This is a genomic window from Vreelandella sedimenti (assembly GCF_013416325.1).
Taxonomy (GTDB): Bacteria; Pseudomonadota; Gammaproteobacteria; order Pseudomonadales; family Halomonadaceae; genus Vreelandella; species Vreelandella sedimenti.
This window is the reverse complement of record NZ_JACCGK010000021.1, coordinates 72722-94590: the sequence shown is the minus strand read 5'-3', so window position 1 is coordinate 94590 and position 21869 is coordinate 72722. Positions and strand designations below refer to the sequence as shown.

General features: G+C 56.8%; 18 protein-coding genes. 9 read left to right on the top strand and 9 right to left on the bottom strand.

Features of this window, described 5'->3' with window-relative positions:
- On the top strand, nucleotides 1-362 hold a 362-nt coding region (locus HZU72_RS20550; protein ID WP_328736834.1), incomplete at its 5' end, for a TrkA C-terminal domain-containing protein.
- 27 nt (nucleotides 363-389) lie between these two features.
- Here the strand turns inward: HZU72_RS20550 and HZU72_RS20545 are convergent.
- The 7 genes from HZU72_RS20545 to HZU72_RS20515 form a co-directional block, all read right to left on the bottom strand.
- Nucleotides 390-1151 carry an anti-sigma factor gene (locus tag HZU72_RS20545; protein WP_180095476.1) on the bottom strand — a complete coding sequence of 254 codons (762 nt, stop codon included), beginning with the start codon at nucleotides 1149-1151 and terminating at the stop codon, nucleotides 390-392.
- Nucleotides 1148-1711: a sigma-70 family RNA polymerase sigma factor gene (locus tag HZU72_RS20540; RefSeq protein ID WP_180095475.1), complete on the bottom strand. Its 564-nt coding sequence runs from the start codon at nucleotides 1709-1711 to the stop codon at nucleotides 1148-1150. Before HZU72_RS20540 ends, HZU72_RS20545 begins: the two co-directional genes overlap by 4 nt.
- A 109-nt stretch (nucleotides 1712-1820) precedes the next feature.
- Complete coding sequence (locus HZU72_RS20535) at nucleotides 1821-2345, bottom strand: DUF3455 domain-containing protein (protein WP_180095473.1); 525 nt, start codon at nucleotides 2343-2345, stop codon at nucleotides 1821-1823.
- A 112-nt stretch (nucleotides 2346-2457) separates the two neighbouring features.
- Complete coding sequence (gene ugpC, locus HZU72_RS20530) at nucleotides 2458-3573, bottom strand: sn-glycerol-3-phosphate ABC transporter ATP-binding protein UgpC (protein ID WP_180095471.1); 1116 nt, start codon at nucleotides 3571-3573, stop codon at nucleotides 2458-2460.
- Nucleotides 3561-5252 (bottom strand): alpha-glucosidase, encoded by a 1692-nt coding sequence (locus HZU72_RS20525; RefSeq protein WP_180095469.1) that lies wholly within the window; start codon nucleotides 5250-5252, stop codon nucleotides 3561-3563. The genes ugpC and HZU72_RS20525 overlap by 13 nt, the downstream gene beginning before the upstream one ends.
- Before the next feature lie 138 nt (nucleotides 5253-5390).
- Nucleotides 5391-8096, bottom strand: a complete 2706-nt coding sequence (gene malT / locus HZU72_RS20520; RefSeq protein ID WP_180095467.1) for an HTH-type transcriptional regulator MalT — start codon at nucleotides 8094-8096, stop codon at nucleotides 5391-5393.
- A 140-nt stretch (nucleotides 8097-8236) separates the two neighbouring features.
- The gene (locus tag HZU72_RS20515; protein WP_180095465.1) at nucleotides 8237-9745 is read right to left on the bottom strand and encodes a carbohydrate porin; all 1509 of its coding nucleotides are present in this window, start codon (nucleotides 9743-9745) and stop codon (nucleotides 8237-8239) included.
- A gap of 435 nt (nucleotides 9746-10180) precedes the next feature.
- On the opposite strand from HZU72_RS20515, the gene HZU72_RS20510 reads away from it, so the two are divergent.
- From HZU72_RS20510 to HZU72_RS20485, 6 genes are all read left to right on the top strand, one after another.
- Nucleotides 10181-11452 carry an ABC transporter substrate-binding protein gene (locus tag HZU72_RS20510; RefSeq protein ID WP_180095463.1) on the top strand — a complete coding sequence of 424 codons (1272 nt, stop codon included), beginning with the start codon at nucleotides 10181-10183 and terminating at the stop codon, nucleotides 11450-11452.
- 15 nt (nucleotides 11453-11467) lie between these two features.
- Complete coding sequence (locus tag HZU72_RS20505) at nucleotides 11468-12451, top strand: carbohydrate ABC transporter permease (RefSeq protein WP_180095461.1); 984 nt, start codon at nucleotides 11468-11470, stop codon at nucleotides 12449-12451.
- Nucleotides 12451-13293 carry a carbohydrate ABC transporter permease gene (locus tag HZU72_RS20500; RefSeq protein WP_180095459.1) on the top strand — a complete coding sequence of 281 codons (843 nt, stop codon included), beginning with the start codon at nucleotides 12451-12453 and terminating at the stop codon, nucleotides 13291-13293. The genes HZU72_RS20505 and HZU72_RS20500 overlap by 1 nt, the downstream gene beginning before the upstream one ends.
- Before the next feature lie 31 nt (nucleotides 13294-13324).
- On the top strand, nucleotides 13325-14950 hold the full coding sequence (locus HZU72_RS20495) for an alpha-glucosidase family protein (protein WP_180095481.1): 1626 nt from the start codon (nucleotides 13325-13327) through the stop codon (nucleotides 14948-14950).
- Nucleotides 14951-15018: 68 nt separating this feature from the next.
- Nucleotides 15019-16125 (top strand): ABC transporter ATP-binding protein, encoded by a 1107-nt coding sequence (locus HZU72_RS20490; RefSeq protein WP_180095456.1) that lies wholly within the window; start codon nucleotides 15019-15021, stop codon nucleotides 16123-16125.
- Between the two features lie 168 nt (nucleotides 16126-16293).
- Nucleotides 16294-17343, top strand: coding sequence for a LacI family DNA-binding transcriptional regulator (locus HZU72_RS20485; RefSeq protein WP_286901992.1), 1050 nt, complete (start codon nucleotides 16294-16296; stop codon nucleotides 17341-17343).
- 51 nt (nucleotides 17344-17394) lie between these two features.
- Here HZU72_RS20485 and gap read toward each other — a convergent pair whose 3' ends face one another.
- A complete protein-coding gene (gap, locus tag HZU72_RS20480; protein WP_180095453.1) occupies nucleotides 17395-18399 on the bottom strand; it encodes a type I glyceraldehyde-3-phosphate dehydrogenase in 1005 nt (334 codons plus the stop codon).
- Nucleotides 18400-18610: 211 nt separating this feature from the next.
- Here gap and pyk point away from each other — a divergent pair, with 211 nt between their 5' ends.
- Both pyk and HZU72_RS20470 read left to right on the top strand, forming a co-directional pair.
- Entirely contained in the window at nucleotides 18611-20113 is a 1503-nt protein-coding gene (gene pyk / locus HZU72_RS20475) for a pyruvate kinase (RefSeq protein ID WP_180095450.1), read from the top strand.
- A 104-nt stretch (nucleotides 20114-20217) separates the two neighbouring features.
- Nucleotides 20218-20694, top strand: a complete 477-nt coding sequence (locus HZU72_RS20470; protein ID WP_180095448.1) for a methylglyoxal synthase — start codon at nucleotides 20218-20220, stop codon at nucleotides 20692-20694.
- Here the strand turns inward: HZU72_RS20470 and cra are convergent.
- Nucleotides 20691-21668 carry a catabolite repressor/activator gene (cra, locus tag HZU72_RS20465; protein WP_180095445.1) on the bottom strand — a complete coding sequence of 326 codons (978 nt, stop codon included), beginning with the start codon at nucleotides 21666-21668 and terminating at the stop codon, nucleotides 20691-20693. The two genes, HZU72_RS20470 and cra, sit on opposite strands and share 4 nt — an antisense overlap.
- Nucleotides 21669-21869: the final 201 nt, after the last annotated feature.

Sequence of the window (21869 nt, the reverse complement as noted above, 5' to 3'; positions counted from 1 at the left end):
TGCAGGGCGGCGAGATCGATATCGCCATTTCTCCCCAACAGGCGACCATCGGCAGCCTGCTCACCCATGTGCGCCGGGGCGATATCGTCAACGTTCACTCGCTGCGTCGGGGTGCCGCCGAGGCCATCGAAGCCATTGCCCACGGCGATAAGCAGTCCTCCAAGGTGGTCGGGCGTACCATCCGCGAGATCGACCTGCCCGAGGGCACCACCATCGGTGCGATTGTGCGTGGCAAGGAAGTCATCATCGCCCACGGCGATGTGATGGTTGAAAGCGGCGACCACGTGATTCTATTCGTGATCGACAAGCGACGTATTCGCGATGTGGAGCGCCTGTTCCAGGTCGGCTTGACGTTCTTTTAACACTTTTAACAGGCGCTTTTACGGCAGCTAAATCTCTACCGCACGGCCGATAAACTCGATAGGCCCGGTGGGCAAGCCGGTAGGTGAGCCGGTTTCGTCTTCCAGCGTTAGCTCAAATAGCTGGTTATCCTCAAGTGGCGGCAGCTCATCCAAGCGCAAACGGATCGGTTGGCCTGGCTCCACTAAGCCAAGCGATACCGGGGCCTGCCACTCATCTCCCTTGGTCCAGAACTCTAACGCCTTACCTTCAGGCACTTCGAAGGTGCCCAACGGGATCAGCTCAATTTCCTGACGCGATGAGGCCTGTACTACCCAACCCGCAGACTGAGTTTGCGGCGCCAGCAGTACCACCATGTACTCGGGCGTAGTTGAGACAGTTGGGCTAGTCGGCGAAGTTACTTCGTTTGCCAACATTACCCCCATCACTAACGCCGCCGCTAAGCCAAACCCGGCAGCGCCGCGCCAAAGCGGCAGGCTGTGCAGCATGCGGCGAGGTCTTGGCGGCACGGCAGAGGCAGGCCGAGCACGCTTAGCAAGCGCTTCCCGTGACGCTAGGCTGCGCTCAATACGCGGCCATAAATTGTCAGAAGGCGTTACCTGGTCGGTGATAGCGGTATAGGGCAAGAAACGCTCTTCCCAAGCCATCACGGCTTGTTGCAATTCAGGCTCATTAGGTAGCCGGGCCTCTAGCGCTTTACGCTGCTCTAACGAAAGCGTACCCAGCACGTATTCACCCGCTAAAGTGTGGTCGTCTTCGTCTTCGTGTTCGTGCTGACTGGGGCGGGTCATGCCATACACTCCCGTAGGCGCAGCAAACTGCGTTTAATCCAGGCTTTTACGGTTCCCAGCGGCGCGCCGGTATGCGCAGCAATTTCCGCATGACTAAGGCCGTCAACATAGGCATGGAGTACACAGTTACGCCGCTCCGGTTCAAGCTCTTCCAAACAGCTATCCATCCGCTGGCCGGTTTGCCAATCGAAAGCTTCATCGACAACGAAGGCGTGCTGAAAATGCTCATCGAGATCTAATTCGGTCGGATCGTGGCTATCAAAAGTAACTTCACGGTCGCGATAACGGATGGCGTTCAGTGCCAGGTGACGGGCTACGCTAAATATCCACGCGCGCGCGGATCCCTTGGCGGGATCAAAACTATCGGCACGCTGCCAAATATTAAGACAGGCATCGTGGACAATATCTTCGGCCATACCACGATCTTTAACGATTCTTATGACAACGCCTAATAGTCGGGCACCCTCATGAACATAGAGTTGGTGTAAGGCGTCATGCTCGCCACGGGCACAGTTGGCTAATGCCGCAGCATGATCAAATTCTGAAGATACGTCAGTCAAACCCTCGCTCCCTGGTGACGGCACCGACGCCAGTCGTCGTTCTCGCAGACAGCATAGCCGCTGGGAGCTCGACAGACGAGCCCCCAGCAGAATTAGTATTCCAGTCGACTTATTCGGCCGTCCAGAAGATATAGTCCGCCTGGTAGGTCACTACCGCGGTGGCTCCGTCGTGATCCATATCACAGGTCACATCAGGCGCGACACCGCCTTGAGTGTTCAAGCGCTGAATGTAGCTAATACCATTCATGGCGCCTTCGCCTTCAGCCGGGTTGGCTTCAACAAGCTGGAGCGGAATATTGCCATCACCATTAGCGGCCGTGGCTAGCTGAGTGCCGGTAATTTTTGAACCATCCAACGCTTCCCAGGTAGCTGGTGGGCCGTAGTAGCTTCCTACTTGTGTGCCTTCGCTGTCGTTAAGCGCAGCGTGAGGGCCTTTGAATACCCAGCCCATGTTTCCATCGTCCTTGGTTTCGCACATGTAGGTAATAGCGCCAACGCCCACGGTTTCGAGGGCAACGGTATTACCGTCCGGCACCTGGACTTCCGCGGGCGTCATGTCTGCCAGCGCGACGTGACTGAAGGATGCAATCAAGGTAGCGGCAAGTGTTGCACGCGTAAGAGGTTGGATGGTCATTTTCAGTCTCCTAAAAGGTTTTTTATCAGCCGCCTTAAATAGCGCCTGTATAGGGATTACCCGCGAGGAGACGTATTGGATGCACTTTTATTGAAAAAAATAAGAAGGTCGATTATTGGCTTACCCCATCTACCACGACCTGCCGTGGGCAGGCATTCCCCTTAAGATCAAACAGATGGCAATGCTGGCCCGCCAAGCCCAAATCGATCGTTTGACCTTCGGTTAGTTGCGTTAAGCCATCTAACCGCTGGGTTAAGGTAGCGTCTATTCCGTCCACCCGTAGATGCGCCAGGGTTTCGTAACCCAGCTTTTCCGCCACCATTAATGTCGCTGTCAGCCTTGCCTCTGCCTGTTCAGGCGATACAAAATCTTCTGCCCGCAATCCCAAAGTGACGCCATCACCTGAATGGAGGTGCTTGCCATTGACCGCCACCGTCAGTGTCTCCCCGTTAGGCAAACGCACCACCGTTTGGCGCTCACCCGGATCGACGACCGTGACCGGAAAGGTATTGATGCGCGGCGAGCCGATAAACTCCGCCACCTCTAAGGTTTTGGGAAAGTGATAAAGCGAGAGCGGCGCGCCTACCTGGGCGATTCTTCCCTGGGAAAGCAGCACAATGCGATCCGCCAGCGTCATGGCTTCCACTTGATCGTGGGTCACGTAGATCATGGTGGCGTTCAGGCGCTTATGCAGTGCGGCGATCTGCACCCGCATATCCACCCGCAGCGCGGCATCCAGGTTAGAGAGCGGCTCATCGAACAGAAACACGGCAGGCTCTTTGACCAGCGTGCGGCCAATGGCTACCCGCTGGCGCTGGCCGCCGGAGAGGTCTTTGGGCTTACGCTCCAATAGCTCGGTGAGGTGCAGCATCTCGGCAGCGTGTTGAACGCGGCGGCGAATTTCCGCTTTGTCGGTGCGGGCCAGCTTCAGGCCAAAGGCCATGTTCTCGGCCACGCTCATGTGCGGGTAGAGGGCGTAGGATTGAAATACCATGCCGATATCCCGTTCCTGGGGCGGAATCTCGTTGATCCGCTGGCCATCCAACTGCATACCCCCTGCGGTAATATCCTCCAGGCCCGCAATCATGCGTAAAAGCGTGGATTTACCGCAGCCGGAGGGGCCGACAAACACCACAAACTCGCCATCCTCGATGGTGAGGTCGATATCCCGTGAGATTTCCACGCCGTCAAAGGACTTGCCAATGCCGCTGAGGGTTAAATGTCCCATGGTGCGTTCTCCTCAAGCTGGGAGCAGCGGGCAATGGCCACGCCATAGGGCGGAAGGGATAGTTGCGGAAGCGACAGTTGGCTGCCCTGCCACTCACCGGCTAGCCACGCGGGAGCACCGGCAAGGGCTTCAGCACCTTCAGGTACCGAACGGGTGACCGTTTGGCCGCTAAAATTCAGTGCAATCAGTAACCGTGTTTGCTGGTAGGTGCGCTCAAGGCAGAGCACATCGTCACGTACAGTGTGATAGCGCACCTCGCCCTTCACCAACGCGGGTTGGGTACGGCGGAAGGCTAAAAACGCACGGTAGGCATTGAGCAATGAATCAGTATCGTTATTTTGCTGATCAACGGCGAGACTAGCGTGAGTGTCAGGCACAGGTAGCCAGGGTGTGGCGTGGCTAAAGCCCGCATGATGAGCATCGGCCTGCCAGGGGTGCGGCGTTCGGCAGCCGTCTCGGCCTTTATAAGCGGGCCAGAAAGTAATTCCCGCAGGGTCAACCAACTGTTCAAACGTCAGTTGAGCTTCGGGCAGTCCCAGCTCTTCACCTTGATAAAGGCATACGCTACCGCGCTGGGTGAGTAGAAATATCATATAAAGGCGCAGCTTATCCAACTGCCCTTCCGCCTGCCAGCGAGTTGCCAGCCGCGTCACGTCGTGGTTGCCCAGCGCCCAGCAGGGCCAGCCATCGCCAATGCGCGCTTCCATCTCGGTTAGCGTTTCGTGCAAGTAGCCGGGGTCGGATTTGTCGGTCAGCAGGTTGAACGAGTAGCACATGTGCAGCCGGCCGCCCTGGGAGTACTCCGCCATCACGCCCAAGGCGTCGTCGTCGCCCACCTCGCCCACGCTAGTGGTGCCGGGGTACTCATCCAGCAGAGCGCGCAGCCGCTCCAGAAACACCAGGTTCTCCGGCTGGGTTTTATCGTATTGGTGGAGCTGGTAGCCGTAGGGGTTGTCGGGGCGAACGCCTAGAAAATTTTCGGTAATCTCCTGCCGCGGCGGGTTATCTTTTAGCTCACCGTGGGTGCAGAAGTTCACTGCATCCAGCCGGAAGCCATCCACGCCCCGTTCTAACCAGAAGCGGACTTCCTCCAGCATGGCATCGACCACCGCAGGCGTGCGGAAATTTAAATCCGGCTGGCTGGCCAGAAAATTGTGCAGATAGTACTGACAGCGGCGGGTATCCCACTGCCAGGCGCTGCCGCCAAACACGGATTGCCAGTTAGTGGGCGGTGCGCCATCGGGTTTCGGGTCGGCCCACACGTACCAGTCGGCTTTGGGGTTATCGCAACTTTGGCGGCTTTCTTCAAACCAAACATGCTGATCGGCGGTGTGCGACATGACTTGATCGATGGTGACTTTTAGCCCTCTGGCATGGGCACCCTCGACCAAACGGTCGAAATCCTCCAGGGTGCCAAACATCGGATCAACATCGCGATAGTTGCTGATGTCGTAGCCGAAGTCTTTCATCGGTGAGGTAAAGAACGGCGACAGCCAAATTGCATCGACGTTAAGCGAGGCGATGTAATCAAGTTTGTCGATCACGCCTTTTAAGTCGCCAATGCCGTCGCCGTTGCTATCCATAAAGCTGCGCGGGTAGATTTGATAAATCACGGCGCCGCGCCACCAGTCGGCCCCTTGGCTGCCAACGTAGTGGGAAGTAGAGGGTGTCTGCATCATTGTTTTGTCCTTGCCATGGTTTTGTTCTTGCCACAGTTCTTGCTGATTACTTGGCATGATGCAGGGTTGCTCACAAGATAAAATCCTCCCCCCAGGGTGACTCTAGGCGTAGGCGTTAGGAGTAGCCCGTTTGTATACTTACTCCCCCTGAATATGCGCCAACAACTGCCCCGCCAGGGCAATCGCTTCGTCGCGGCGTCGAATATTCTGCTTTTGATAGAGGCTGCGGATATGGGTTTTGATGGTGGTAGGCGCCACCGACAGCTGCTCGGCGATCTGCTCATTGGAAAGCCCGGCATGAATCAGCCCCAGGATTTGCCATTCCCGGCGGGTGAGCGGCGAAGTGCGGATCAGCTCCGGCACATCGGGGCGCGCCACGATATCGGCGATCACTGTTTCATCCAGCATTAAGCGTCGGGCACTGCCAAAATCTTTCTGGCGGCCCGCCAGCGCCAGCAACCGCTCTGCCCTCGCCTGCTCTAAGGCTGGCAGCGTGCCGCCAGCGAGTAATCCAGTGAGCAGTTCCCCAAGCGGTTTGCCCAGGCGCAGGAAGCTACCCACCAGCGCGGTGCGGGAAGCCAAGCTCAGCGCTTGGTGCATATGCTGCCGGGCATACTCCTCTCTTCCTGCATACCAAGCCGCTGCGGCTAGGCAGAGCTGGTTACGGTTTGCGTCCGTGACCAGCCCCAAGCGCTGGGTGTGCACTTCGAGAGCCTCTAATAGCGTGCAGGCTTCATCAAAGCGCCCCAGCAGCGTGAGCGCCCGGGCGTGGTTGCGCACATTGCACTGGGAAAAGTGGTTGGTGGCTCCTTCAGTAGTGGGCGCCGGCGCTTCCTGGCGCCAGCGCTCAACCGCATCTAAATCCTGGGTGGAGTGCCACCAGGCCAACAGCGTGGCGTGGGCATTTGCCACCCAGTCGATATGATAATCGCCTTCAGCAAGGATTTTACGCAGCCGCCGAATATGGTCGGCGCACTGGGCTTGGTCTCCACGGCTTTGGGCGATTTTGGCCAGTTGGATATGGCACTGAAGTGTCCAGCGCTCGCCCTGGTTATCCAGCACGGCTATACCTTTCAGCGCGGCCTGCTCGGCTTCATCCAACCGGTGCCACTCCCAGAGCACCTGGCTGCGAATCCGGTAGAGAAACTCCGCCACGGGCAGGTGTTCAAGCTCCGCGCGCTCCAGGTGGGCAAAGGCGCGCTCCTGAATATCGTAGGCAGCCTGTAGGCGCCCCTGAGCCACCAGAGTCTCCGACTGATGGCAAAACGACCAGAGCAGCAGTTGGTGATCGTCACGCTGGCGGGCCTGACGCTCTACCTCGCGCACCCGCTGCAGCGACTCTTCCAAATAGCCCAGCACAAAGCGCGCCTCGCTCAAGATGGCAGTGGCAGTCAGCGGCGTGGAAGCTAAATAGCGAGCGGGCACGGCTAGCGCTTGTTCGGCCAGCGGTGCGGCGCGCTCAGCGTCGCCTTGATTAATTGCCAACTGGGCGCGCAGCGTAGCGAATTCAGCGCTGAGCTGCTGCCACTCTGGCGCTTGCAACTGTGCTTCAATCCAGCCAATCACGCGTGCGGTAATATCAAACTGAAACTGAGCATGGGAGACCCAGCCATAGAGCAGTGTATGTTCCGGACTGGCCGAGAGCCGTGGCTCACCGAGCAGGGCGAAGCCCTTGGCCAACAGCGCATAGGCGCCGCTTGCCAGTAAGGCGGGCCCTTGGGCGGTCAGTAGGCTTGCCACGTCATCAGGGGCTTCGGCGAGTATCGCCTGGCGCAGAGCCATCACAGGATCGTTCAAGGCTAACCACGCCTGGCTTGCTCGCTGGTGCAGCACGCGCTGGGTGGCCAAACTAAGCTCATGACGGCGATGGCGGAGGTACTCGCCAAACAGCCGTTGAAAGCGACACCACTGAGCATGAGGGTCGGGGCGTTCAATAAACAGCCCCGCCTGTTCAAACGCTTCCAACCGCTGGGTCAGGCGCTCCCCATCCAGCAGGCGGGCCATAAGCTCGGGGGAAAAGCGCTCCAACACCCCCAGTTGCAGCATTAGCTCACGCTCTTCCAGTGGCAGTGCTGCGGAGAGCAGTTCGTCAAACCAAGCGACAAAGTCAGGGTGGGCACCACTTAACCGATCAACCAAGGCGTCAAACCCTGCCCGCGTGGTGGTGCGCTCTACCAGCCAGCTCAACGCCATTACCCAGCCACCACTTCTGCGCAGTGCACGCTCCAGGCTGACGCGCGTGGGGGGAAAGCTCAACTGTTCGGCACACAGGGTGTGCGCCTCTTCACTGTCAAAGGCCAGCGCGTGAAGGTCGATCTCTTCGAGTTCACCTCTTAACCGCAGGCTTGCCAAACCCAATGCTGGCCTTGAGCGGCTGGCCAGCGTTAACGTTAGCCAGGGCGGCTGATGGCGCAGCCAGTGGGCGATCCCAGCTAAGATATTCGGGTGGCTAAGGTGCTCAAAATTGTCCACTACCAAACGACACGGCGAGCGCTGCTCAGGTAGCTCGCTAAGCCAGCGCTCCAATGGCTCCACGCAGTCACCATCATCTGCCACGGGTGAAAGGCGTGTTTGATCGCTTAACAGTGCACCTAGCGCTGCCTGCCAATAGGCTAAAAACCGCGCGGGTTGGTTGTCGCGCTGATCCAAGCTTAGCCAAGTGGCCTCTTGCTCCAGCGCGGGCAGCCGCTCAGCCAGCAGCATGGTTTTGCCATAGCCTGGAGGCGCCTGCACCATCAGCAAGCGGACACGATCATTTAACCCGAAACGGTCGTTAAGGCGCGGCCGGGCCACTACGCCAAGCGGTAGTGGCGGTGCTTTTAATTTCTCTTGCAGTAGTGACATACAACGCTCCTGAGCAACCCTGCTGGCCCTCCATAAATACTATTCACAAATTCTTTTAAAGCTATAAAAAAGCCCGCGACATGTCGCGGGCAACGTGCATTGGAGAAGAAACAGTTAAACGCTAACCAACTTACATCGATTTAGAACCATACCTCGGTCTGAACGCCGAAAGTCCACTGACCACCGGTAAAGCCTTCGTTGCCCAGTGAGCTGGCACCGTAGTTGTTAAGGTCGTCATCCCAATCGCTGAAGGTAGTGAACAGTCGAATTTCAGGACGCTGCCAGAAGCCGCCGACTTCAGGCTTGAAAGTGGGCGCAATCGTGAATTTGCTGAAGCCACCATCTACGGCGTTACGTCCGCTGTAACCCTGGGGATCTAGATCCATCCACTGATAGCCAGCTTCGTACTGCATTTCGAAGTTCTGCGTTAACTCGTTGGCTAGGCGCACGTTAAGCCCTGCCCAGTTGTACTTATCGCCCTGGGCATAACGGTCTTCGCTGGTTTCAGCCAGAATGGAGGGGGCAACGCGCCACTGCGGGGCAATATAAGTGGTGCCATAGAGCGCTAGACGCGTGGCGGTAGCGTCATCGGTCAGATCACCTCGTGAACCAATACTTTTGGTCTCGGCGCCTAACCCTTGACCATGCAACACGGCCGCTTTGAAACTACCCTCGCCCATGCCGAAGAAGCTGTCGCCATGATAAGCAATCATGGTGTGGAAACCGGTATCGGCAGCAGTTTGGCCGACATCAATGTCGCGCTCGTCGTTGTCTGCAGCGGACATACCGTTGACCATCCACTGCCAGTTGCCGAAATAGTTGTTGGAGGTCAGGATCAGGTTGTCGGTATCGCCTTCAAGACCGGGGTTCTCGCGGTCAACAATCGGATAGTCAGAAAAACTACGACCATAAATCGAGAGGTTAGATTTCCAGTTCTCTGCCAACTGCATGTCGTAGATACCGCCACCGGTACCGGCCAGGAAAATCACGTCACTGTCGAGCCAATGGATATCGAAGTTATCGCGGTCAAAGCGCTTACCAGCCCAGATAGAGGCGTTTTCAAATGCGCCGGTAAAGCTGGGGAGGTCGCTGAATTCAGCAAACACTTGGCGCACGTTGAGATCGGATTCGCCGCCAGTCCAGTCATTGCTGGAGGTCGTGCCGTCTGCAATCATGGTGCGATAAAGCGCTTTGGCGCCGTTATCGAACTGCATACGGTAGTTGAAAATCGCTTCAGCGTAGGTGTCTGGCTCATTGCCTAAACGGCCAACGGCGCCGCCCTCTCCACCTGCGGGTGTCAGGTAAGGGCCAGCATTTTCGCTTTTACCATCTTCGCCAATCAACAAGCCTGAACGCGCATAAACGTTAAACGAGAACCCCTCTTCGCCATCGGCGTAACGCTCCACCCGGGCCAGGCGCTCTTCGATCTCCGCGTCGCTCTCTGTCGCCACGGCGGTCGACTGTGATTGCTCGGCAATCTCGGCACGGCGCTCGGCCGCATCAGCGCGCTGTTCCGCAGCTTCAATGCGGGCTTCAAGCTCGGCAAAGCGTTGTTCCATGGTCATCTGTGCCGAAGCAACACCACTCATTCCTAAGCTGGCGGCGGCAATCGCAATGGCTAACGGCGTTTTAAATGTCATTTTATGCATTGTTTTGAGTACCCTATTGTTATTGGTAAGCCGCTATTTATAAGCGCTTTTGTCTAAATCGATTAAGATCAAATCGATAACACTTTCCTTGCACGGTTCGCCCAGGGGGAGCGGCTGCTATTAAACGCCACGGTGCTTAAGGAAAGATAGCCAAAACTTAATCGATTAAGTCTCTTTTTACCAACGGCTAGTTGCTAATTAGCGACTAATGTCTAAGGAACGATTTTATTTAGTGATAACTGAATAACGTTGTTAGACAAAAGTCGCTATTGAACTTCCTCGATCAAAGCGGCTAACTAAGCAGCATAATCTTAATCGATTAAGATAAGGTAATGATAGAGATTAAGAGAGCGCTTGAGACGACGCTTAGCTAGGGAGCTAACGCTAATTTTGATGCCACACCATCCACAACAATAAACGACGAGGTACGCCGTTATGAAAAAGACTTTAATCACTACCGCCATCGCAGTAGCCAGCACACTGAGCGCAGCAAGCCAGGCTCAGGCTGAGGAACTAACCATTTCCTGTGGTGCGGTTGGCGCAGAGCTGACGCTGTGCCAGGAAGGCGTCGCCGCCTGGGAGGAGAAAACCGGCCATAGCGTCGATGTTGTTTCAACGCCGAATTCTTCCACCGAGCGCCTTTCGCTCTACCAGCAGATCCTTTCGGCTAACTCCAGCGATATCGATGTGATGCAGATTGACGTGGTATGGCCCGGCCTGCTCGCCAATCATCTACTCGATCTCAAAGAAGTGCTTGGCGATGACGCCGCGGCCGGGCACTTTGACACCATCGTCACCAACAACACCATCGATGACCGCTTAGTCGCCATGCCGTGGTTCACCGATGCGGGCGTGCTCTACTATCGCGAAGATTTGTTAGAAAAATATGGCCATGAGGCGCCGACCACCTGGCAGGAACTCACCGAGATTGCCCGCGAAATTCAAAATGCTGAACGCGCCGCAGGTAAAGACGGTATGCAGGGCTATGTTTTCCAGGGGCGCTCCTATGAAGGTTTGACCGTTAACGCCCTTGAGTGGGTAGCCAGCTTTGGCGGCGGCACAGTGGTGGAAGCCGATGGCGAAATTAGCATTAACAATGAACACGCCGCAGAAGCACTCGACCTAGCTGCGTCTTGGATTGGCGATATTTCGCCCAACGGCGTGCTCAATTACACCGAAGAGGAAGCGCGCGGCGTTTTCCAAAGCGGCGGCGCGGTGTTTATGCGTAATTGGCCCTACGCCTGGGCGCTGGCCCAAAGCGAAGACAGTGACGTTCGCGGCAAAGTGGGCGTTACCCAACTGCCCGCGGGTGGCGAAAACGGCCAAAGTGCCGCTGGCCTGGGCGGCTGGAACTTGGCGGTATCGCGCTACAGCGAACACCCCGAGCTGGCCGCCGAGCTGGTCGCCTTCCTGACCGGTGAAGAGGAGCAGAAGCGTCGCGCCATACAGGCCTCTTACAACCCCACTATCGACGCCCTCTACAAGGATGACGAAGTGCTAGAGGCCGTGCCCTTCTTTGGCACCCTTTACGACACCTTCGTCAATGCGGTCGCTCGCCCCTCTGCCCCCACCGGCGATGCTTATGGGCGGGTGAGCAACGCCTTCTTCAGCACCTCCCATGACGTGCTTTCCGGCACTAAAGATGGCACTCAAGCGGTCGCTGATCTTGAAGACGAATTGGCTCGCCTGAAGCGTCGCAACTGGTAACCCTGGAGCCCTTCCATGTCGACCTCCATCAAGCATGATGACGCGCCCGCCGGGGCGCGTTCTTTCACTACCAAGCCGCGCCGGGGCACTAAGGTTCGCCGTCAGCGGGTTAAAGCCGCCTGGCTCTTTTTAGCCCCCATGCTGATTGCGTTAACCCTGGTCGCTGGCTGGCCACTGGTGCGCACCTTTTTTCTCAGCTTCACCGATGCATCACTGTCAGATTTAGGCGCTGCCAATCTGATTGGCTTCGAGAATTACCTCGTCTATGACGATGGCCGCTGGTATGGGGTACTGGCCGACTCGGTGTGGTGGCAGTCGGTATGGAACACCGTCTACTTCTCGGTGGTGTCGGTATCGCTGGAAGTGGTATTCGGGGTGATTGTGGCGCTGATTTTGAACGCCGAGTTTAAGGGTCGCGTCATTGTGCGCGCTGCGGTGCTGATTCCCTGGGCAATCCCCACCATCGTTTCTGCGCAAATGTGGGCGTGGATGCTCAACGACCAGTTCGGCATCATCAACCATATGCTCATGGGCCTGGGCGTGATTGACGCTCCCATCGCCTGGACGGCCAGCGCCACCTACTCCATGTGGGCGGTGATTATGGTCGATGTGTGGAAAACCATCCCCTTCGTGGCGTTGCTGGTGCTTGCTGCCCTGCAGATGCTGCCCAAGGATTGCTACGAGGCCGCCGAGGTGGACGGCATTCACCCGCTGCGGGTGTTCTTCAAAGTTACCCTACCGTTGATTACCCCGGCGTTAATGGTCGCAGTGATCTTCCGCCTGCTGGATGCGCTGCGTGTCTTCGATGTCATTTACGTACTCACCTCCAACTCCACCAGCACCATGTCGATGTCGGTCTATGCCCGCCAACAGCTGGTCGAGTTTCAGGATGTCGGTTACGGCAGCGCCGCTTCTACCCTGCTGTTCTTGATTATTGCCCTGGCTACCGTGGCTTACCTCTACGTTGGGCGTAAACAAATCCAATTGGGAGGTGACTAATGAATACGCGTCAGTTGGCCAAAATAGCCAAGCGCATCGGGTTTTGGGCGCTGATTGTGCTGATCATGGTGTACGCCGTTTTCCCGTTCTACTACGCGGTAGTCACCTCGTTAAAACCGTCGAGCGACCTTTTCCGCGTCGAGCTTTGGCCTTCGAACTGGAACTTCGATAACTACATCAGCATTTTTAGCCAAACCAGCTTTCTGCGCGCTATTTTCAACTCCATTTTGGTGGCGTTTAGCGTGGTGTTTATCGCTCTGCTACTCGGCATTACCGCCTCTTACGCCCTGGGCCGGGTGCGCTTTAGGGGCCGCTCCACGGTGCTTCTGGTGATTCTCGGGGTGTCGATGTTCCCCCAGGTGGCGGTGCTCTCCGGGCTTTTTGAGGTGATTCGTGCGCTCAATCTCTACAACAACCCCGCCGGGCTGATTTTAAGCTACACCATCTTCACCCTGCCCTTCACCGTATGGGTATTGACCACCTTTATGAAGCAACTGCCAATGGAGCTGGAAGAGGCCGCCATCATGGACGGCGCCACGCCCTGGATAACCATCACGAAGGTATTTTTGCCGCTGATGTGGCCCGCCATGGCGACCACCGGCCTGTTGGCATTTATCGCCGCGTGGAACGAGTTTCTGTTTGCCCTCACCTTCACGCTGACCGACGCCCAGCGCACGGTACCCGTTGCTATTGCGCTGCTATCAGGCGGCAGTGCCTACGAACTGCCCTGGGGGCCGATTATGGCCGCTTCTGTGGTGGTCACAGTGCCACTGGTTGTATTAGTGATTATCTTCCAGCGCCGCATTGTGTCAGGCCTTACCGCAGGCGCCGTTAAAGGATAAGGAATTTTTTATGTCAATGATGGACTCTACGATGCAAGACAACACACTTTGGTGGCGCGGTGGGGTTATCTACCAGATCTACCCGCGCAGCTTTATGGATAGCCGCGGTGACGGTATTGGCGACCTTAACGGTATTACCGAAAAACTCAATTACGTTGCCTCCCTCAATGTGGACGGCATTTGGTTATCGCCGTTTTTCACCTCGCCGATGCTCGATTTTGGCTACGATATTAGCGATTACTGCGACGTCGACCCCATGTTCGGCACCCTGGAGGACTTTAAAGCGCTGCTGGCAAAAGCCCACACGCTTGGCCTGAAGGTGATGATTGATCAGGTGATTAGCCACACCTCGGATCAACACGCATGGTTTCAGGAGAGTCGCCAAAACCGCAGCAATCCTAAAGCCGACTGGTTTGTATGGGCCGACCCCAAGCCGGACGGCACGCCACCCAACAACTGGCTATCGATTTTCGGCGGCCCGGCGTGGACGTTTGATTCCCGACGCCAGCAGTACTATATGCATAACTTCCTGACCAGCCAGCCGGACGTTAACTTCCATAACCCGGAAGCACGTCAGGCACAGTTGGACAATATGCGTTTCTGGCTGGATCTGGGCGTGGACGGTTTCCGCTTGGATACCGTCAACTTCTACTTCCACGATGCCGAGCTGCGCAACAATCCGCCGGTTCCCAAGGGCGAAGCTAAAACCCTGGGCGCTCCGGATAGTAATCCCTATACCTGGCAGCGTCACGTCTACGACCTGAGCCGCCCCGAAAATCTCGACTTCTTGAAAGACCTGCGGGCGCTGATGGACGAGTACCCCGGCACCACGACCGTGGGCGAAATTGGCGACGATAACCCGCTGGAGCGCATGGCCGAGTACACCGCCGGTGGCGACAAGCTGCATATGGCCTACACCTTCGACCTGCTCAACACGCCCCACTCGGCGCGCTATATTCATGAAGTGCTCGAGCGCTTTCAGCGCCTGGCTGGCGACGCCTGGCCCTGCTGGGCAACCTCCAATCATGACGTAGTACGCAGCGCCACCCGCTGGGGCGCTGGCGAAGACCCCACCGCCTACCCTAAAGTGGCGCTGGCCATGCTCTGCTCGCTGCGCGGTAGCGTCTGCCTTTATCAAGGCGAAGAGCTGGGCCTGCCGGAAGCCGACGTGCCCTTTGAGCGCATCCAAGACCCCTACGGCAAAGTGCTCTGGCCGGAATTCAAAGGTCGCGACGGTTGCCGCACGCCAATGCCCTGGAACGATAGCGAACATGGCGGTTTTTCCAGCGTTGAACCTTGGCTCCCCATGGAGACCAGCCATCGGGATATGGCGGTCAGCCGCCAACAGGATGATGCCAACTCCACCTTGAATGCGCTGCGTAACATGCTGGCCTTCCGTCGTCAGCACCCCGCACTGGTCGATGGTGACTTAACGCTGGTCGATGTAGGCGAAACGCTGCTCGGTTTTAGCCGACAAAAAGGGGATGAAACACTGCTATGCGTTTTCAACCTCACCGCCGAGGCGCAGACGGTTGATCTGCCGCTAGCGATTGAATGCGATTTGCGGGGTCACGGCTTTATCACCCAGCGCGACGGTAATCGCCTGACGCTACCGGCGTACCAGGCAGCCTTTATGCGCGTCGCTCATAACAGTTAATCGCCACCACCGTACACAACAAGCCGACCCAACAAAAGCAGTACACGAAGGTCGGCAAGGAGTCACCCATGGCAAGTGTTACGCTTAATAAGGTCAATAAGGTGTTTGGCCGCGATCACATTATCAACGATGTCGATCTACACATTGGCGACGGTGAGTTCGTGGTCTTCGTCGGCCCCTCCGGCTGCGGCAAGTCAACGCTTTTACGCCTGATCGCCGGTTTGGAATCGATTAGCGATGGCGATCTCTGCATAGACGAGACGGTCGTCAACGACTTACCGCCTCGGGAACGCGGCGTTGGCATGGTGTTTCAGTCCTATGCGCTCTATCCCCATATGACCGTCTACGACAATATGGCGTTTGGCCTGAAGCTGGCTAAAACTGCCAAAGAGACGGTGCACGAGCGGGTAATGACCACCGCCAAGATTCTGCAGCTAGAAGAGCTGCTCCACCGCAAACCCAAGGCACTCTCTGGCGGGCAGCGCCAGCGGGTGGCCATGGGCCGAGCCATGGCGCGTGAACCGCGCATTCTGCTTTTTGACGAGCCGCTCTCCAACCTGGATGCATCTCTGCGGGTGCAGATGCGCAATGAGATCGCCCGCCTGCATAACCGCCTTGGCTCCACCATGATTTACGTGACCCACGACCAAGTGGAGGCCATGACCCTGGCCGACAAAATTGTGGTGCTCAATGGCGGACACGTTGAGCAGGTAGGCAGCCCCCACGAGCTGTACCAGCGCCCGGCGACGAAATTCGTTGCCGGGTTTATCGGCTCGCCCACCATGAACTTCATGCCTGCAGAATTACTCGCTGGCGACGCCAACGGCTGTCGTGTGCGAGCCGCGGGAGTTGGCGAGCTCGCCCTGCCCCAGAATGCTCAGCAGTTGCGTAGCGGCGAAGCGCTGACCCTCGGTATTCGCCCAGAGCACCTATGCTTAGCGGCGCCCACCGATGACAACTGCTTCGATATTGTCAATGTCGAGTATTTAGGTAACGAAGTTTACGTCTACCTTGAGCCCAAACAGGGCGACACGCTGTTGATCCATCGCAGCGAAGCCCCCAGCCAGTGGCAGGAGGGCCAACAGGTATCACTGGCAGCGGATTGGGAAAAAGTACACCTGTTTGATGAGAGCGGTGCAGCACTGACGTTATCCACTCAACAAGCAGCGGCTTAAGCACGGGAGTCATCAACCAAGAGACCCGCATTAACGACCCTCTGTGTGTGCCTGACCTTCCCTTCGCTTATCATGGGGAGTGGTAGCACACAGCGGGTCGATTTTATTATGCACACCCTTTGAATAGCTAAGTCTTCAATTATTAAAAAAGCCTGTAAAGGAAGCACCGTGACTGATCAGCGCCGTATGACACTCAAGGATCTTGCGCAGGAACTCAACGTCTCCACTGCCACGATTTCCAATGCCTTTAACCGGCCGGATCAGCTTTCGCCTGCCCTGCGCGAACGCATACTCAAAGAGGCCAAACGGCTGGGATACAGTGGCCCTGACGCCAAAGCACGCAGCTTGCGCACCGGCCGCTCGCGGATTATTGCGGTGATTCTTGCGGAAAGCCTGACCTACAGCTTGAACGACGCCGTGGCCAGCGAGTTTTTATCAGGGGTTGCCGAAGTCCTCGACGCCCACGGCCATACGCTGCTGTTATTGCCGGGTCGCGGCCATGCTTCACAGCCGCCGGGCTCCGCCAATATCGCCGATGGCTTTATCGTCTATGGGCTAATGCCCAACAATAAGCTGCTCGATGAACTGCCCGCCCAGCGCACCCTAGTGGCCGTTGATTTTGATATTGAAGGCTGCCCGACGGTGCATATCGATGATACTGCTGCTAGCTATAAAATCGCCCAGCATGCGCTTGGCCAGTTGCCCAAACGCCCGGCGATTATCAATCTGCGCTTGACCAAAGAGGTCTGCAACGGCCGGGTGACGGCCGAGCACACCCTGCTGCCCAACACCAGCACCATCAGCCGCGCCCGACTTGAGGGCTTTCATAGCGCGCTGAGTGAGCAAGGGGTAGATGTGGAGCAAGTGCCGCTATGGAATATCGAGGAGAATACCTTTGAGGTGTGCTCGCCGGTGATTGCCGAGATTCTCGACCAGCCCATAGAAAAACGGCCAGACCTGCTGCTGTGCATGTCTGACCGCATTGCGCTCACGGCGCTAACGCTGGCAGAGCAGCGCGGTATACGGGTGCCGGAAGAGTTACGCATTACCGGGTTCGATGGCATTGCCGAAGGACAGTACCGCGCACCGCGTTTAACCACGGTGCGCCAGGATAGTGTGGGTAAAGGCCGGGTCGCAGCGCAGATGATTCTTGGCCGCATCCCCCTCGCCCAGCAGTTGCTGCAAACTGAGCTGCTGCTGGGCGATACCTGCCCATAGATTACAGTACTTAGCATTGCATTAGTTAGCAGTGCATTAGTTAGCAGTGCATTACTTGGCAGTCGCCTGCATCGCCAGCGCGGTATCCAGCATACGGTTGGAGAAGCCCCACTCGTTGTCGTACCACGCCATGATTTTAACCAGACGGCCATTCACGCGGGTGTGATTAGCATCAAAGGTCGATGAGTTGGCATCGTGGTTGAAATCAATAGAGACCAGCGGTTCAGCGTTAACAGCCAATACTGGAGAGTTAGCCGCAGCCTTCTCAACGATGGCATTAATCTCTTCTTTAGTGGTATCGCGGCTGGCAGTAAAGGTCAGATCCACCAGCGAGACGTTGATCACCGGCACGCGAACGGCCAAGCCGTCAAATTTACCCGCCAGCTCTGGAAGCACCAAGCCTACCGCTGCGGCAGCGCCGGTTTTGGTCGGGATCATAGAGTGCGTTGCACTGCGCGCCCGGTAGGGGTCAGAGTGGTAAACATCCGAGAGGTTCTGATCGTTGGTGTAAGCGTGCACCGTGGTCATCAAACCGTTTTCGATACCAACAGTATCGTTCAACGCTTTGGCGACCGGCGCTAGGCAGTTCGTGGTGCAGGAAGCATTAGAGACAACCGTGTGTTCAGCGGTCAACACTTGGTCATTAACGCCATATACAATCGTCGCATCAGCGTCGGGGCTGGGTGCGGAAATCAGCACGCGCTTGGCACCCGCTTCGATATGCTTGGCCGCCGCCTCGCGCTTGGTAAACAACCCGGTGCACTCCATCACCAGATCGATATTCATCGATGCCCACGGCAACTGCGCTGGATCGCGCTCGGAGGAGATGGCGATACGATCGCCATCCACCGTGATGCTCTCGGCGTCGTGTTCTACCTTAAAGGGGAAGTGACCATGCACGGTATCGTGACGCAGCAGGTGGGAATTTAGCGAGGGGTCACCGAGATCGTTAATGGCGACGACCTGTACGCGGTCACGATAGCTGTTTTCGTAAAGGGCGCGCAGTACATTACGGCCAATACGGCCAAATCCGTTAATCGCAACTCTTATTGTCATGATAGCTCCTCAATTGACCAATAGTAACAATTTGCACCTTTAGTAAAAAAATTACTAAAAATACGTATTTAAGCGTCATGAGGCCGATAAACAGCGTTTCAACCGCCCCAAAAGGCTAGTGAATATCCAATATGTAGTAAAATTACTATATAAACGCTATCGTAGTCCAATACTAAATTGCCAACAATCCCCTTACTCAAGGAGAGCGCCAATGACGAATGCGACCTCGAATACAGCAGCACCGGCGTCTACCAACCCTCATTCCCATACACCGTTAAGGCGCACCAAAATTGTCGCCACACTCGGTCCCGCCAGTGATCGCCCCGGCGTGCTGGAAGCGATGCTAAAAGCCGGTGTGGATGTGGTACGGCTTAACTTCTCCCACGGCTCGGCAGACGACCACCGCCGTCGCTTAAGCGAAGTCCGCGAGATCGCCGAACGCCTTGGCCGCAGCGTTGCCGCCCTGGGCGACCTGCAAGGGCCGAAAATTCGTATTGCGCGTTTTGTCGAAGGCGCCGTCAACCTCGATGTCGGCCAGGCATTTGTCTTGGACATGGCGCTGGACGCCAATAGCGGCACTGCAGAACGCGTCGGCTGCGACTATCAAACACTCGCCGATGATGTCGTTGAGGGCGACCGCCTACTGCTCGACGATGGCCGTTTGGTACTCGATGTCACCTGTGTAATTGGACAAGAAGTGCATACCCGCGTTCACGTAGGTGGCAAGCTCTCCAACAATAAGGGCATTAACAAACAGGGAGGTGGACTCTCAGCACCCGCCCTTACTGAGAAAGATAAAGCCGATCTAAACACCGCTATTGAGATTGGCGTTGACTACTTAGCCGTCTCCTTCCCGCGTAGCGCCGCGGATATGCAAGAAGCCCGCGAGCTGCTTGGCGAAGCCGGTAAAGAGATTGGCCTGGTGGCTAAGCTTGAACGCGCCGAAGCGGTTGCCGACGATGCTACACTGGATGGCATCATTGAAGCCTCTGAGGCGGTCATGGTGGCCAGGGGCGACCTGGGCGTTGAGATTGGCGACGCCGCGCTGATTGGTACTCAGAAGCGCATTATCAAGCACGCACGCACACTCAACCGTGCCGTCATTACCGCCACCCAGATGATGGAATCGATGATCGAGTCGCCGCTACCCACCCGCGCCGAGGTCTTCGACGTGGCCAATGCGGTGCTCGACGCCACCGATGCAGTGATGCTCTCTGCGGAAACCGCCGCAGGTGATTACCCGGTGGAGACCATTGAGGCGATGAACCGCGTTTGCCTGGGTGCCGAGCGTGAGCGTCTCGCTCAGGAGTCAGGCCACCGTATTCATGAAGGCTTTGAGCGCATTGATGAAACCATCGCGCTATCGGCGATGTATGCAGCGAATCACTTATCCGGCGTCAGCGCAATCGCTTGCATGACCTCCACCGGCTATACACCGCTGATTGCATCGCGCATTCGTTCCGGCCTGCCTATCGTAGGGTTGGCTCACAGTCCTATCGCCCAGCGGCGTATGGCGCTCTATCGTGGCGTGGTTTCAATTCCTTTCGACACCACCGATATGGATCCGGCCAACCTTAACCAAGAAGCATTGAAATGCTTGCAGGCACAGGGATTTATCCACCCTGGCGAGCATGTCATTCTCACTCGCGGCGACCATATGAATGCCCATGGGGGCACCAATACGATGAAAATCCTTGCCTTTGATAGCGAGTAACGGTCTAACCTCTGTAGCGAGCTTTTAGCTTTTGCGACCTGTAAAAAGAAAAACCATTCGGCCATAAGACCGAAAGGCAATAGAACCATGAGGGAAGTGACGAAATGAGTGACGCGCAACCGCCCCGCCAGGCCATCCGTACGCTGCAAGCGCGCAAGCGTATTGCGCTAATTGCCCATGATGGCAAGAAGAGCGAAATGCTTGAGTGGGCAACTCGCTGGAAGGACACACTGAGCCAGCACGAATTGATTGGCACGGGAACAACCTCTAAGCGGCTTAAAACCGCGTTAGGGTTAGAAGTCGAGGGGTTAATGAGTGGCCCCCTGGGCGGTGATCAGCAGATTGGCGCACGGATTGCGGAGCAGCGGCTGGATGTGCTGATCTTCTTTTGGGATCCCTTCTCACCCCAACCCCACGATCCGGATGTCAAAGCGCTGCTGCGTTTAGCGGCGCTGTGGAATGTACCCGTTGCCTGCAATGCGGCGAGCGCCGACTTCGTGCTCTCCTCGCCCTACTTGAGTGAGAGTTACGACATGTCTATACCAGATGCAGCAGCTTGGGCCCAGGCGCGCGCGGTTTAACGCCGGTGCAGATGACGCGCCACCACCTGCAGCCCGCTCTCATAGTGGCCGTTCATGGCAACTAGGGCACAACGCAATGTTAACTCGGCAATACGGTCATAATCCTGTAGCGCCGAGTTCACTGGCTGAGGAAGGAAATCCAGCAGCCGGTGATCACCAAAGGTAGCCAGGCGAATATTTTCCGGCAGGCCGCCGCGCTCCAAGAACACATCAAACACCCCCTCCATCAGCGTATAGGACGCTGTCACCAGTGCGTCGGCACCACCCTGTTCATCCAGCAGTTGAATCGCTAAGCGCACCCCTTCGCTACGTTCATAGTGCGACCCGGTAAGATAAAGCGGTTCGATCATGCTGCCTTCAAGGGCCGCCTGAAAACCTGCCCGCCGCTCGCAGCTAACCGACAGATCCGGCATCGCTTCCAGCCAGGCAACACGCTTGGTCGCCGCGCCGATCACCGAACGGGTCAACGTCTTGGCCGCCTCCTGATCGTTACTCACGACACTGGCAAAGCGCGCCGGATTGAGGCCACGGTCCATCCCTACCACGCACCATCCCTCGTCTAGCAGGTCGGCATAAAAAGTATCGTCCCTGGGCAAGCAACTGGCGGTGATCAACACTTCACAGCGTTGCGCACGCAGCGCCAACGCAAGTGTTCGTTCACTCTCTGCACAGTCATCTGAGCTTACGATCAACAGCTGATATCCCTGCTCCCGTGCCCCCCGCTCCAGGCGTTTGGCTAGACGGGCATAACTGATGTTCTCCAAATCCGGCACGATAAGCCCCAGCAAGCGGCTTGCGCCCCGGCGCAGCGCTGCCGCCTGAGGGTCAATGTGATAGCGGTGTTGCCGCACCACCGCCATCACTTTTTCAATTGTCGCCGTGCTAATGCGGCGCTGCTCGGCCTGACCATTAATCACGTAGCTAGCAGTTGTGCGCGAGACGCCAGCTAGCCGGGCAATATCGGCAAGTGTCATGCGGTTTCTCCCTGGTGTGGCCGGGCAGTTTATCAGCAAGTTAGCGCCTACCAGACCAAAGTCTAAAAGCTCAAACCTTGTGTCATTCAGTGAATCGATTCAGCATAGCACCATACCCAGATTTAATGGCAAGGATAAACCGACTGAAACGGCACGGTTCATCTCACTAGCATCAATGCCATTGACATGATCATTTAACGA

Excerpts from the sequence above, each read along its gene's own strand:
- HZU72_RS20545 (WP_180095476.1), bottom strand. The coding sequence starts at position 1,151 with ATGACCCGCCCCAGTCAGCACGAACACGAAGACGAAGACGACCACACT.
- HZU72_RS20535 (WP_180095473.1), bottom strand. The coding sequence starts at position 2,345 with ATGACCATCCAACCTCTTACGCGTGCAACACTTGCCGCTACCTTGATT.
- ugpC (WP_180095471.1), bottom strand. The coding sequence starts at position 3,573 with ATGGGACATTTAACCCTCAGCGGCATTGGCAAGTCCTTTGACGGCGTG.
- HZU72_RS20525 (WP_180095469.1), bottom strand. The coding sequence starts at position 5,252 with ATGATGCAGACACCCTCTACTTCCCACTACGTTGGCAGCCAAGGGGCC.
- malT (WP_180095467.1), bottom strand. The coding sequence starts at position 8,096 with ATGTCACTACTGCAAGAGAAATTAAAAGCACCGCCACTACCGCTTGGC.
- HZU72_RS20515 (WP_180095465.1), bottom strand. The coding sequence starts at position 9,745 with ATGCATAAAATGACATTTAAAACGCCGTTAGCCATTGCGATTGCCGCC.
- HZU72_RS20510 (WP_180095463.1), top strand. The coding sequence starts at position 10,181 with ATGAAAAAGACTTTAATCACTACCGCCATCGCAGTAGCCAGCACACTG.
- HZU72_RS20505 (WP_180095461.1), top strand. The coding sequence starts at position 11,468 with ATGTCGACCTCCATCAAGCATGATGACGCGCCCGCCGGGGCGCGTTCT.
- HZU72_RS20500 (WP_180095459.1), top strand. The coding sequence starts at position 12,451 with ATGAATACGCGTCAGTTGGCCAAAATAGCCAAGCGCATCGGGTTTTGG.
- HZU72_RS20495 (WP_180095481.1), top strand. The coding sequence starts at position 13,325 with ATGCAAGACAACACACTTTGGTGGCGCGGTGGGGTTATCTACCAGATC.
- HZU72_RS20490 (WP_180095456.1), top strand. The coding sequence starts at position 15,019 with ATGGCAAGTGTTACGCTTAATAAGGTCAATAAGGTGTTTGGCCGCGAT.
- gap (WP_180095453.1), bottom strand. The coding sequence starts at position 18,399 with ATGACAATAAGAGTTGCGATTAACGGATTTGGCCGTATTGGCCGTAAT.
- pyk (WP_180095450.1), top strand. The coding sequence starts at position 18,611 with ATGACGAATGCGACCTCGAATACAGCAGCACCGGCGTCTACCAACCCT.
- HZU72_RS20470 (WP_180095448.1), top strand. The coding sequence starts at position 20,218 with ATGAGTGACGCGCAACCGCCCCGCCAGGCCATCCGTACGCTGCAAGCG.
- cra (WP_180095445.1), bottom strand. The coding sequence starts at position 21,668 with ATGACACTTGCCGATATTGCCCGGCTAGCTGGCGTCTCGCGCACAACT.